This window comes from cyanobacterium endosymbiont of Braarudosphaera bigelowii, from assembly GCF_020885515.1.
Taxonomy (GTDB): Bacteria; Cyanobacteriota; Cyanobacteriia; order Cyanobacteriales; family Microcystaceae; genus Atelocyanobacterium; species Atelocyanobacterium thalassa_A.
Genome location: NZ_AP024987.1, coordinates 497,906 through 510,753, shown reverse-complemented (window position 1 = coordinate 510,753; position 12,848 = coordinate 497,906). Strand labels below are relative to the sequence as shown.

General features: G+C 32.9%; 12 protein-coding genes. 8 read left to right on the top strand and 4 right to left on the bottom strand.

Features of this window, described 5'->3' with window-relative positions; genetic code table 11:
* Nucleotides 1-19 precede the first annotated feature (19 nt).
* The 5 genes from LPC16_RS02175 to menD all read left to right on the top strand — a co-directional run bounded on the left by LPC16_RS02175 (nt 20) and on the right by menD (nt 5,884).
* Complete coding sequence (locus tag LPC16_RS02175; protein ID WP_040054675.1) at nt 20-556, top strand: F0F1 ATP synthase subunit B; 537 nt, start codon at nt 20-22, stop codon at nt 554-556.
* Nucleotides 556-1,113, top strand: a complete 558-nt coding sequence (gene atpH / locus LPC16_RS02170; RefSeq protein ID WP_229637567.1) for an ATP synthase F1 subunit delta — start codon at nt 556-558, stop codon at nt 1,111-1,113. The genes LPC16_RS02175 and atpH overlap by 1 nt, the downstream gene beginning before the upstream one ends.
* Nucleotides 1,114-1,156: 43 nt before the next feature.
* Entirely contained in the window at nt 1,157-2,668 is a 1,512-nt protein-coding gene (atpA, locus tag LPC16_RS02165; RefSeq protein WP_229637566.1) for a F0F1 ATP synthase subunit alpha, read from the top strand.
* Between the two features lie 99 nt (nt 2,669-2,767).
* Nucleotides 2,768-3,712 (top strand): F0F1 ATP synthase subunit gamma, encoded by a 945-nt coding sequence (locus LPC16_RS02160; protein ID WP_229637565.1) that lies wholly within the window; start codon nt 2,768-2,770, stop codon nt 3,710-3,712.
* 420 nt (nt 3,713-4,132) lie between these two features.
* Nucleotides 4,133-5,884: a 2-succinyl-5-enolpyruvyl-6-hydroxy-3-cyclohexene-1-carboxylic-acid synthase gene (gene menD, locus LPC16_RS02155; RefSeq protein WP_229637564.1), complete on the top strand. Its 1,752-nt coding sequence runs from the start codon at nt 4,133-4,135 to the stop codon at nt 5,882-5,884.
* A gap of 73 nt (nt 5,885-5,957) precedes the next feature.
* Here menD and dnaN read toward each other — a convergent pair whose 3' ends face one another.
* Nucleotides 5,958-7,136 (bottom strand): DNA polymerase III subunit beta, encoded by a 1,179-nt coding sequence (dnaN, locus tag LPC16_RS02150; protein ID WP_229637563.1) that lies wholly within the window; start codon nt 7,134-7,136, stop codon nt 5,958-5,960.
* Nucleotides 7,137-7,318: 182 nt separating this feature from the next.
* On the opposite strand from dnaN, the gene LPC16_RS02145 reads away from it, so the two are divergent.
* Complete coding sequence (locus tag LPC16_RS02145) at nt 7,319-8,116, top strand: TlyA family RNA methyltransferase (RefSeq protein WP_229637701.1); 798 nt, start codon at nt 7,319-7,321, stop codon at nt 8,114-8,116.
* A gap of 34 nt (nt 8,117-8,150) precedes the next feature.
* Here the strand turns inward: LPC16_RS02145 and mraY are convergent, their stop codons facing one another.
* Nucleotides 8,151-9,236 carry a phospho-N-acetylmuramoyl-pentapeptide-transferase gene (gene mraY / locus LPC16_RS02140; protein WP_407084188.1) on the bottom strand — a complete coding sequence of 362 codons (1,086 nt, stop codon included), beginning with the start codon at nt 9,234-9,236 and terminating at the stop codon, nt 8,151-8,153.
* A gap of 121 nt (nt 9,237-9,357) precedes the next feature.
* Entirely contained in the window at nt 9,358-9,603 is a 246-nt protein-coding gene (locus LPC16_RS02135; protein ID WP_040054668.1) for a DUF3134 domain-containing protein, read from the bottom strand.
* 146 nt (nt 9,604-9,749) lie between these two features.
* Between LPC16_RS02135 and LPC16_RS02130 the strand changes: the two genes are divergently transcribed.
* Nucleotides 9,750-10,412: an ABC transporter ATP-binding protein gene (locus LPC16_RS02130; protein WP_229637561.1), complete on the top strand. Its 663-nt coding sequence runs from the start codon at nt 9,750-9,752 to the stop codon at nt 10,410-10,412.
* A gap of 50 nt (nt 10,413-10,462) precedes the next feature.
* Here LPC16_RS02130 and LPC16_RS02125 read toward each other — a convergent pair whose 3' ends face one another.
* Nucleotides 10,463-11,833, bottom strand: coding sequence for an IctB family putative bicarbonate transporter (locus tag LPC16_RS02125; RefSeq protein ID WP_229637560.1), 1,371 nt, complete (start codon nt 11,831-11,833; stop codon nt 10,463-10,465).
* Nucleotides 11,834-12,016: 183 nt separating this feature from the next.
* Between LPC16_RS02125 and lpxA the strand changes: the two genes are divergently transcribed.
* Nucleotides 12,017-12,838 carry an acyl-ACP--UDP-N-acetylglucosamine O-acyltransferase gene (gene lpxA, locus LPC16_RS02120; RefSeq protein ID WP_229637700.1) on the top strand — a complete coding sequence of 274 codons (822 nt, stop codon included), beginning with the start codon at nt 12,017-12,019 and terminating at the stop codon, nt 12,836-12,838.
* Nucleotides 12,839-12,848 lie beyond the last annotated feature (10 nt).

The window sequence follows — 12,848 nt, the reverse complement described above, 5'->3', positions numbered from 1 at the left end:
CTTTGGGTGATAAACCGGTATGATCGATTCTTTATTATTAGTCGCTGAAAGTCACGCTGAAAATGGACCCTTAATTGGGCTTCATTTCGATTTTTTGGAAAGTAACATTTTCAACTTAACCATTCTTGTTGGTATTTTAATATTCTACGGACGTAAAGCCATAGGAGATACCCTCAGTGAAAGGCACAATGCAATAGCCCTGTCTATTCAAGAAGCTGAAAAAAAACAACAGCAAGCAATTACTTCTTTGGCTCAGGAAGAGAAAAAATTAGCCCAAGCTCAAATTGAAGCAGAAAAAATTCACAAAGCTGCTCAAGAAAGAGCTATAGCTATTAAAGCTGAAATTTTAGCTCAGAATGAACAAGATATTGTTCGTCTTAAAGAAACCGCTGCTGCAGATCTTTCCTCTGAGCAAGAAAGAGTAATTGCACAGTTGAAGAAACAAATTGCGGAACAAGCTGTTGTCAAGGCAGAAGAGCAATTAAAGTCCAAGGTTGATAATAATGCTCAGCAAATGCTTATTAACCGTAGCATTAATCGGTTAGGAGGTTCATAGTGAAAGGATCATTAGTTAATGCAGAAATTGCAGAGCCCTACGCTCAAGCTATGATGTCTATTGCTGAGTCCCATAAAATCACGAGATTAGTTGAACAAGACTGTAGAACTGTTTTGCAGATTCTAGAAGATTCCTCAGAGCTAAAAGCTTTTATTAGTTCTCCTGTTATTCAAGACGAGGACAAAAAGTCTGTACTAAATAAGATTATTGGGAAAAATACTCATCAGTATTTTTGTAATTTTGTAATGCTTCTAATAGAAAAGCGAAGAATCGCTTTACTTCAAGCTGTCTGCCAAAGATATATAGATTTGGCAAGAAAATTAACTAACACTGTTCTCGCTGAAGTGACTGTTACAACTGAAATAAGCGAGGAACAGCGTTCTGCCATTAGCGATAAAATTAAAGGTTTGACTGGAGCTGAGTCAGTAGAAATGGAGATAGGTAAGGATCCTGATTTAATTGGAGGATTCATTATCAAAATTGGCTCCCAAGTATTTGATGCTAGTCTTCGAGGCCAGTTACGACGTATAAGTGTAAGTCTTAACGGAACCTTATAATTTTCTCTCATTGTAGTTCATTCAATTGTTAAAAAACCCCATTATGGTTAGTATCAGACCTGACGAAATTAGTAGCATTATTCGCCAACAAATTGAATCTTATGATCAGAGTGTTCAAGTCTCCAACGTCGGAACTGTTCTTCAGGTTGGAGATGGAACTGCTCGGATACATGGCTTAGAACAGGCTATGGCAGGAGAATTGTTGGAATTTGAAGACGGAACGATTGGAATCGCCCTTAATTTAGAAGAGGACAATGTTGGGGCTGTTTTGATGGGGACCGGCTTGGATATTCAAGAAGGTAGTACTGTTAAAGCTACTGGAAAAATTGCTCAAGTCCCTGTAGGAGAAGCAATGGTTGGTCGGGTGGTTGACTCTCTAGGCCGCCCAATTGACGGTAAAGGAGATATCAAGACATCAGATTTTAGATTAATTGAATCTACTGCTCCTGGTATTATTGCTCGAAAATCAGTATGTGAACCTTTGCAGACTGGAATTACAGCTATTGATGCAATGATTCCTATCGGTAGAGGACAACGAGAGCTAATTATTGGTGATCGTAAAACTGGAAAAACTGCTATTGCCATTGATACTATAATTAACCAGAAATCTGAAGATGTAATTTGTGTTTATGTTGCAATTGGACAAAAAGCATCAACCGTAGCACAAGTTATAGGAACATTGGAAGAGAAAGGTGCAATGGACTACACTATTGTAGTTGCAGCTAATGCAAATGATCCTGCTACTCTACAGTATCTTGCACCTTATACAGGAGCTACCCTAGCGGAATACTTCATGTATAAAGGTAAGCATACCCTAGTTATTTATGATGATTTGACTAAGCAAGCACAAGCTTATCGTCAAATGTCTTTACTACTACGTCGTCCACCAGGAAGAGAAGCTTATCCCGGTGATGTATTCTATATTCATTCTCGTCTGTTAGAAAGAGCAGCTAAACTTAGTCCAGAGTTGGGTGAAGGTAGTATGACTGCTTTACCTGTTATTGAGACCCAAGCTGGAGACGTATCAGCATATATTCCAACTAATGTGATATCTATCACAGATGGACAAATATTTCTTTCCAGTGATTTGTTCAACTCTGGTTTCCGTCCTGCTATTAACGCAGGTATTTCTGTTAGTAGAGTTGGATCTGCTGCTCAAACAAAAGCGATGAAGCAGGTTGCAGGTAAACTAAAACTAGAGTTAGCTCAATTTGCAGAGCTAGAAGCCTTTTCTCAGTTTGCTTCTGATCTTGACGCAGCAACTCAATCTCAACTTGCACGGGGTCAACGGTTACGTCAAATTCTAAAGCAATCTGAAAATTCTCCTTTATCTGTGTGGGAACAAGTATCTATAGCCTATGCTGGTCTAAATGGTTATATTGATGAGGTACCAGTAGAAAAAGCTCTAGAATTCTCAATTGGACTGAGAGAATACATAGCTAATAGTAAGCCCAAATATGTTGAAATTCTCAAGGGTGAGAAAAAACTCACTGATGAAGCAGAAAAATTGTTGAAGGAAGCAATTGTAGAATACAAACAAGTATTTGTTGCTTAGTCAAGTAAGGGTAAACTTAATGTTTACCCTTAATGAGAGATTAAAAAATTAGTTACAGATTCAACATGACGAGAGTCCGATAAATAATTACTAAATATTATGGCTAACCTTAAAGCTATTCGAGATCGTATTGAATCGGTCAAAAATACCAAAAAAATTACTGAAGCTATGCGCTTGGTAGCAGCAGCTAAAGTCCGCCGTGCTCAGGAGAGAGTTGTTTCTACTCGGCCCTTCGCTAATATTTTAACTAATGTTCTTTACAATTTACTAAATCGTTTAAAGTATGGAGATGTCGATATATCTCTATTGAAACAGAGAACAGTAAAAACTGTAGCGGTTGTAGTAATTGCAGGGGACCGTGGATTGTGTGGAGGTTATAACAGTTACGTTATTCGTCGGGCAGAAAAACGTATTAAAGAATTACAGGACCAAGGAATTGCTCCCTGCTTGATAACCGTTGGGCGCAAGCCTACTCAATACTTCTCAAGACGAGAAGTATCTGTAAAGGCAAAATATACAGGTCTAGAGCAAATTCCTACAAGTGATGATGCAATGCCCATTGCTGACGAATTGGTATCTTTATTTTTATCAGAAACTGTGGATCGAGTCGAACTAATTTATACTCGTTTCGTTTCCTTAATTAATTCTAGTCCAGTTGTACAAACTTTAGTTCCTTTAAGCTTACAAGGATTGGAAGCTGAAGATGATGAAATTTTTCGTCTAATAACTCGTGAAGGCAAGTTCAAAGTTGAACGGGAACACTTAGAACAGCCTGCTCATAACCTATCTCAAGATATGATTTTTGAGCAGGATCCAGTTCAAATTTTAGATGCTTTATTGCCTCTATATATTAATAACCAGTTACTTAGAGCATTGCAAGAATCAGCTGCTAGTGAACTAGCGGCTAGAATGACTGCAATGAGTAATGCTAGTGATAATGCTACCCAACTGGCTGGGTCTCTAACAATGGCATACAATAAAGCTCGTCAAGCAGCAATTACTCAGCAGTTAATGGAAGTAGTTGCTGGAGCAAATGCATTATAGATTGTATTTAGAATCTGTAATATTGAATGTATGAGGCATTTAGAATAATTCTAAACGCCTTTTTTATTTTCATAGGTTGCCAGAAATTAATTACTGAAGATATTTTTTAGCTAAAAAATAAAATTTTTAAGCGTATAAACCAAACAAGTTTATAGATTTTTGAAACTGCATTAATTGATATTATTTTTATAAAACAAGTTCTTTAGATTTCTTATTCAAAAACTAGGAAAAACTAATATCTTTTTCATATGCAAATAGATTAAATATATAATTAAGTTAGAAGTTTTTATTTTAATTACTGTCAAATACTTTATAAGTAACTTTGATAATTATAAGAAAGACTTTGAAATCAATGACTAAAATTTTCCTGATCAATCATGTCAAGGAAAAAAATTCGTAATAGACTTTAGATGTAAGAAATTGATAAAAAATCTTGATTTTCGTAATACTAACACTTTATGGTCTTCTATAGTTGCAGAAACTTTATTTAATTTAGGTTTGAAAACGGCCGTTATTTGTCCTGGTTCTCGTTCGACACCTCTTACTATAGCATTTGCGAATCACCCCAACATAGAAACTATACCAATTTTAGACGAACGATCAGCATCTTTTTTTGCACTGGGTATAGCAAAACGCTCTTGTTTACCTGTAGTTTTGATTTGTACTTCTGGAACAGCAGGAGCAAATTTTTATCCAGCAGTTATCGAGGCAAAGGAAAGTAAGACTGCGCTATTAATTTTAACTGCAGATCGTCCTCCAGAATTAAGAGATTGTCATGCTGGACAATCGATTGATCAGGTTAAATTATATGGAAGTTATTGTAATTGGTATACTGAGTTATCTTTGCCTTCTATAGAAATGAAATTATTAAGCTATTTGAGGCAAACTATAGTCTCCGCTTGGAATAAATCCTTTTTTCCTAATAAAGGTGTCGTTCACCTCAACTGTCCTTTTCGCGAACCTTTAACACCATTTACTCAACCAGAAATTGAGCTATTTCCTTCTAGAACAGATTTTAGGGACTTTTTTCTAGATATTTATGAACATGGCAAAATATATCCAAGTAATCATTCTAAACTTGATATATCTAACTATTTAAACAAATGGAAATTTATCGAAAAAGGAATTATTATTGCGGGAGTAAATAATTCCACTAATCCGTCTCTTTATTGCGAAAATATTGCTTTTATCTCCAAATTTTTAAATTATCCGATCTTAGCAGAAGCTTTATCTCCGCTAAGAAATTTTGCAAGTAAAACTTCCAATTTGATTAATACTTACGATACTATTCTATATAATCAAAAGTTAAGTAAGTATTTGAAACCGGATATAGTTATCCAATTTGGACAATTTCCTACGAGTAAGAGGTTACGAGAATGGTTAGAAAAAGTTAAAGCTCAATGTTGGTTAATTGATAGTTCTTCAGATAATTTTGATCCACTTCATAATCATAGTTTTTCGATATGTTCATCTGTCGAAAATTTAGATTTAAGAAATATTACACCTACGGAATTAAGTTCAGACTATTTAACAAAATGGAAAACAATAAATGATAATGTTAATCAAAATATTGAGTCAATTTTTATTAAGATAGATTCAATATTGCAGGCAAAATTACCTTTTATTCTTTCTAAAATACTACCTCACCAAACTAAAATTTTTATTGCTAATAGCATGTCAGTACGTTATGCAGAGTTCTTTTGGTTACCCAATAATAAAGAATTGATACCATATTTCAATCGAGGTGCCAATGGTATAGACGGTACCTTATCCAGTGCTTTAGGTATGGCTCAGAATAGCAGCAAAAACATTTTAGTTACTGGAGATTTGGCTCTTTTACATGATACAAATGGATTTCTCATCAGCAAAAAGTTTAAAGGACATTTAACTATTATTTTAGTAAATAATAGTGGAGGAGGTATTTTTGAGATGTTGCCTATTTCGAAAGATAAGTCTTTATTTGAAGATTACTTTGTTACTCCCCAAAATATTGATTTTGCAAAACTTTGCAACACTTATGACATTCAACACACTAGCATTAAAGACTGGCAACATTTGAAACAACTGTTAAATCCTTTACCTTCTTCTGGAATACGTGTTCTAGAATTAAAAATTAAACGGAAAGAAGATGCTAGTTGGCTCAAAAATAATTTAGATAAATTTACATATTAAAAAATATCCTTAATCAGGACGAAAGTTAAACAAACTATAAGTTATGTCAAAAATGAACATTGATTTAAATTATTCATTTGACTATTTGAACTGGCATTACTAAGTATGTCATCTTTAAACCACCTAAAGGATTAAAAATAACTGGTTTATTTCCTTCATTAAGTTGCATTTTAATTTCTTTAGTAGATAGAGCTTTTAGGCCATCTATTAAATATTTAATATTAAAAGCTATATCACCACTTTTTCCTGTTATTTTTGCTTCTATTGATTCTTCAGCACTTCCTAAATCTTGAGTTTCTACAGACAAAAGAATCATTTGTTTTTTATGATTAAAAATACATTTTACTAAGTTATTCTTTTGACTTGTTAATACAGCTACTCGTTCAAGGCTATTTAAAAAAGTTTTTCTGTCTAGGCTTATGATGTGCTCAAACTGTTGTGGTATTAACATATGGTATTTTGGATAATCTCCATCTAATTTACGAATAGTTAATTTTTGTTTCCCTAGATAAAATATAACTTGAACATCATCTATTTGTAATTGAACAACCTTAGAATCACTATTATTATGAATAATTCTTTCTAATTCTCTTAAAGCTCTCGCAGGAATCGTAACTGAGAACTCATCTAAATTTTTGACTTTAACAATTCTATCTTCTTCATGTCTACTTGTCTTTGAAGATATTATAGCTTCTACCACTGATAATCTATGGCCATCTGTTGCAGCGAATTCTAAGTTATCAGCAGTTCCTTTTAAATGAACCCCAGTTAATACTTGTTTAAGTTCGTCACTACTTGATGCAAACAGTACACCTCTTAATCCTTCTGTTATTGTAAGAATAGGTAATTCAATAAATTCATCATTTTCAATCGTTGGTAAAGGAGGAAATTCATCTGCACTTATTGTTTTTATCTGAAACTTACCTGATGCTGACTTAAGATATAGTAATCCTGTCTGATCATCCTTTATTTTTTCACTTGTAAGGCTTATTTCCCCTTCAGGTAATCGGGATACAATATCATTAAGAAGCTTTGCTGGTAAAGTTGTTTGACCTTCTTCGCTGATATTGGCATCAAAACTAGTTTCTATTCCTAGGCTTAAGTCAAATGCCATTAGGCTGATTTTCTGTTTCGTGGCATCTGCAATCATTAAAACGTTTGCTAGGATGGGATGAGTAGGTCGAGTGGGCACTGCTCGACTAACTAAGGATAGATTATTGCTGAAATCACTTTGGCTACAGACAAATTTCATATTTAAATTAATTGAATTGATTAAACGTAAATTATATTTCTGATTAACTTTTTCTTTGATTTATATCATATAACAAATGTTTTAATCACTAATGTGTTAATTTCCACATAAATTATGCAAAATAGATTGCAAGCCTTAAAATTAATACTTGTCCAGATAACATATACTTTTTACAATTACATATCTTGAAAAAACGACTTGATATCCTTTTAGTAGAAAAAAAATTATATACTTCTCGTCAGCAAGCACAAAGATGTATTCGTGCTGGAGAAGTTAAGATTAATCAAAGAATTATTGATAAACCTGGAACAGAAATTGATATAAAAGCTAAAGTTGAAATTAAAATCAAATCTCCATATGTTTCACGTGGGGGAAAAAAACTTGAAAAAGCTCTTAAGACTTTTCAAATTTCTGTAGTAGATAGGGTTTGTCTTGACGGAGGTATTTCAACAGGAGGCTTTAGTGATTGCTTATTACAGTCAGGAGCTCGTCTAATATACGGAGTAGATGTAGGATATGGACAAGTTGCTTGGTCGTTAAGACAGGACGAAAGAATATTTTTAAAGGAAAGAACAAATTTTCGTTATCTTAAACCTGAAATTTTATACGACAGAAATATCCGAGCCAGCTTGGGAGTTGTGGATGTCTCTTTCATTTCATTAGCTAAGATCTTAGAACCTTTGTCAGAGCTTTTAGTTAGCCCAAAAGAGGTTATATTACTCATTAAACCGCAATTTGAAGTTGGCCGATCTAAGATAGGAAAAAATGGAGTTGTCCGTAATTTTAAAGATCACTGTGAAGTAATTTCTAGAGTATTACAGATTTCTTATCATTTAGGATGGCTATATTGTGGATTAACTCATTCTCCTATCAAAGGTCCTGCAGGCAATACTGAGTATTTGTTGTGGTTGCGTTGTGACCGTGGTAGTCAAAATCATTCTTTAAGCCAAGTTGAATTAATATGTTCACAACATTTATAAAAGAAATTAATTCTATTGCAATATTATAGAGAACTTATGAAAAGTATCTATATAATATTGCAACTAAGAAAATTAAACCTGTATTAATTAAATAAGATATTTTAACAATCTTATTTTCGGACCATCCCACCAACTCTAAATGATGGTGCAAAGGTGCCATCATTAAAAATCGTTTTCCTTTCCCTTCACTGTTTTTAGTCATTTTATAGTAGGTAACTTGAGCAATTACAGACAAAGACTCTATAAAAAAAATTCCGCTAAGAATAAAAAGTTCCCAAAAGTGACCACTTAAAATTCCTACTCCGGCAAGAGCTCCTCCCAAGGCTAGAGACCCAGTATCTCCCATAAAGACTTTTGCGGGATTATTATTATGAAGGATAAATCCCAAGCAACTTCCAGAAACAGAAGCGCAAAAAATACTTAGCTCAGACGAAGTAGTTGCAACTATGATTGCTAGTCCTAAAAAAGTTAATGCTCCTGTTCCTCCGGCCAAGCCATCAATTCCATCTGTAAGGTTAACTGCATTACTTTCTGAAACTAATACAAAAATAGATAAAAGCCAAAATAATACTTCTGTCTCTAAAATTATATTACCAGGTAATATAATTTCATTCATTACTATTATACGATTCCATTTTATCCATACACAAAAAATAATAGCAACTATAATTTGTAAAAATAATTTTGTACGAGGGGAAAGTCCTAGATTTGATTTTTTTCTTAAAATGCACCAATCATCAACCCATCCAATAACCATATAGGATAAAGTTACGAGAGATATTGTAATAGATACAAGAGAGAAATGAGACCAAACTAAAGCGATTAAAATAGCGACTGGAATAAAGAATATTCCACCCATTGTTGGAGTGCCTGCTTTACTAAAATGTTTTTGTATACCATCTTCTTGTATAACTTGTTCTATTTTCAATTTTTTTAGTAATGGAATTGAAATATAACCTAAAGAACTACTTATAAGAACGGAAATTCCTAATGGTAATGTCAAAATATGATGAAAATTTATACTTTGATCACCTAATTCGATAAAACCTCCAATTAAAAGAATATTTATCAAAACAAGTAAGATCAATAAATTATTTTCTGATATTTTTTTTATGAACACTGAAAAGGAAAATACTTTATTCACAACTAAAGATTTAATTTTTTAAACTTAAAAATGGATTATGATAAGCGAGGAAAAACAAACATTTTCCCCTCCATTTTGGTAATTTAGCTTTTATATACTAATCATTGCTGTTTAAACTTAAATCTTCATCATCATAACTTTCATCGACATCTATTAAGTCAGAAATTTCTGCGTCTTCCTCCGGAGTCGTTTTAATCTCTTCTTGTTCACGATAAATTAAACGGTTTGTTGCCTCTAACCAATTAATAATAGAAGAATCTCGTTTGATAGGAATAACGGTAGCTGGCTCATATCGGGCTTCTTGACTAATAGCTGGACTTTGAAAAAAGCTTTCTTTAGACATGAAATTTAATTTAATTAACTTAAAGTAATTATACTAACATTAGTTGAGAATACTGAAAACTAGTTTTGTTTTTCTATGAATTTGAAATTACATAGAATGCTCTAAGCTATTACTCTTATAATTGACTGTTATTAGAATGTATACTAATGCTTAACCTCAAAGATATCGTATATCATCCTCCTGCTTCTCCTCAACCCATTTTAAAGTCTATTACGCTAGAACTGGGATTTCAGCAATTAGGAATTATTATTGGCCCTAGTGGCTCTGGGAAAACTACATTATTAGAGATTCTTGCAGGACTAACAGAGCAGACTCAAGGAAAAATCTTGTGGAGTGGTAAGGAAATTACTTCTTCGGAGTTACAACAAATATCAGGATTGGTTTTTCAATTTCCTGAACGGCATTTTTGCGGTGGCAATATTCTGGAAGAACTAAGACTAGGTCATTTGGAAATTACTAGAGAAGAAATTGAAACTGCCCTAGAAGAAGTCGGGCTACAAAACATTATACTAAGCACCTCTCCACATAATATTAGTGGTGGACAGCAAAGAAGATTAGCTCTGGCAGTTCAGCTGATTCGTCAACCTAATTTATTATTACTAGACGAACCAACAGCAGGTTTAGATTGGTCAATGCATAAACAATTAATTAATTTAGTATTTAAATTAAAACGACATTGGACATTGGTAATTGTTTCTCATGATCCCTCTGAGTTATTACTAATAGCTGACAAATGTTGGAAAATTAATGAAGGAAGATTAGAGCAAGTTGATGTAGAACTTCAGAAAAAGATATATGTGAAAAATTAATTTATGAAAAGATTAGAACCATTTCCATTAAATTTTATCAACTATCTATATCAATTCTCTTTTTTACATAATCTATACTGACTAGCAATCAAAGCCACTAAAAACCACCATAGAGTATTTACTTGTGGACGGTACCACACAGTATCAAATAGTCCTTGTATTAATAAACTAACTATTGCGGCTATTGCACCAATTAACCATATTCCGTAAGAGTTGTTATTATTTTTAAATCTTCTAATTTTCTGGATTCCCTGATTAAGTATTGTAAAAATAAGCCAAACAAAAATACTTAGTCCAATTAATCCTGTTTCTACTGCTGTTTCTAGAAAAATAGAGTATGCACTTAAAGCACTATACTTAGGGCTCATATAGAGTGGATATATTTTACTAAATGCATCATTTCCTGGACCAATACCTAGAAAAGGATAATCTTTTATTATATTTACTACTGATGTCCATACATTAATACGAAAATTATTACTACTATCTGCTCTTCCAATAAAAATACTCATAATCCTTGATTGTAAAATGTCATTAGAGACGATAAGAATAAAAATCAAACTTATGAATGTTCCAAATGTTAAAGGTAAAAGCCACTGACGCCAAAATGAGGGAAGTTCATCTTTAAACCATGTAAAAAGTAATAATGAAAACATCATTATTAAAATTATTAATGCTATCCAGCCACTACGACTACCTGTAAAATAAAGGCAAGAAATGTTAATTGTAAAGATAGTTAATGCTAATAACTTAGGTAATATTCTTTGCCAAACAAAAAATGCAGCCATACTTAAAGCAATTGAAGGCAAAATATATGCAGATAATAAATTAGGATTGCCTAAGTAGCTATAAACTCTAATTGAATTAGAAAAATTAGCAGCTGGGTCATTCCATGTTGCTAATTGTTCTACTTCAAGAAGTCTTTGTCTTACTCCATAAGTGCCCACTAGTAATCCAGATCCCAAAATAGATGTGATTAACCAATTGCTTAATTGAGATGAGGATAGAACACGAGATGTACAGGCAAAAAAAATTAAATATAATGTTAGTTTTATAAATCCTGAGAAAGCTACACTTCTGACAGGAGAAAAAATAACTGCTATCGCCGAAATAGCCCAATATAAAAAAACTAATAAATATATTGGGCTAAAAACTAGCTTTTCATTATTAGAAATAATTAATATAGTCCAATATATGGCAATTGAAATAAGCCATACACCGATGACTCCTGTCGTAACAAAAGGACTAAAAATCAATAGAAGACTAATTAGCAAGGCACCAATAGTTTTCGCCCATTGCAGTAAAAAACTAAACTGTTGCCAATTACTTAATAAACCAACAATACGATAACAATAGCTGGTCTTTAACCACATTTCAGGAGAAAAAGAAGAAAAAGTAATCAAACTCCAAATAAATTTCATAAATTATCTTTAAAAATTTTTATTGATTAATAATTGTATTTTCCATTGATTTATAGCTAGAAAACTTATTAATTTAGAATCCAAAATCAAGATTTTGCGTCACATTAATAATGTCCTCAATTCTTCTTTTCCTGTTCCCTTGAAAACTTTTATTGTGTACTTTATAACTAAATTCAATAATGAATCTATCTAAAGGGAGATAACCTGTTGAATACGCTAATTCATCCTACAGCTATCATTCATAAGAATGCACAACTACACCCTACTACTGAGGTAGGACCTTATGCTGTCATTGGCGATCAGGTTAAAGTAGGTGCACAAACGATTATTGGCTCTCATGCAGTTATTGAAGGTCCAACAGAAATTGGAATGAATAACCGTATATTTCCTAGTGCAGTTATCGGGGCGGCTCCGCAAGATTTAAAATATAAAAATTGTTCTAGCCGTGTCGAAATTGGTAACGGAAATACAATTCGAGAGTTCGTAACAATCAATCGTGCAACTTATGCTAATGAAGTTACTAAAATTGGTAACAATAATTTACTGATGGCTTATGTGCATGTTGCTCACAATTGTTTACTAGAAGATAATATAATTATTGCTAATTCTGTGTCTCTTGCGGGACATGTCCATATTGAGTCTAGAGCTGTTGTTGGCGGAGCTTTAGGAGTACATCAATTTGTAAGAGTTGGTCGTAATGCTATGTTAGGAGGTATGAGTAGAATTGATCGTGATGCACCTCCATTCATGATGATTGAAGGAAACCCTTCTAGAGTAAGATCCCTTAATCTAATCGGATTAAAACGTGCTGGACTTACTGTCGAAGATATTCGTCATCTTAAACAAGCATTTCGTTTGTTATACCATTCTGGCTTGACTTTACAGCAAGTATTAAAGCAACTACAAACTTTTAATAGTAATGAATATACTAGATATCTACATCAATTTCTGCAATTATCAATTACAGGAGAAAAAAGACGTGGATTAATTCCAGGTAAACATTAAAATAATTAGA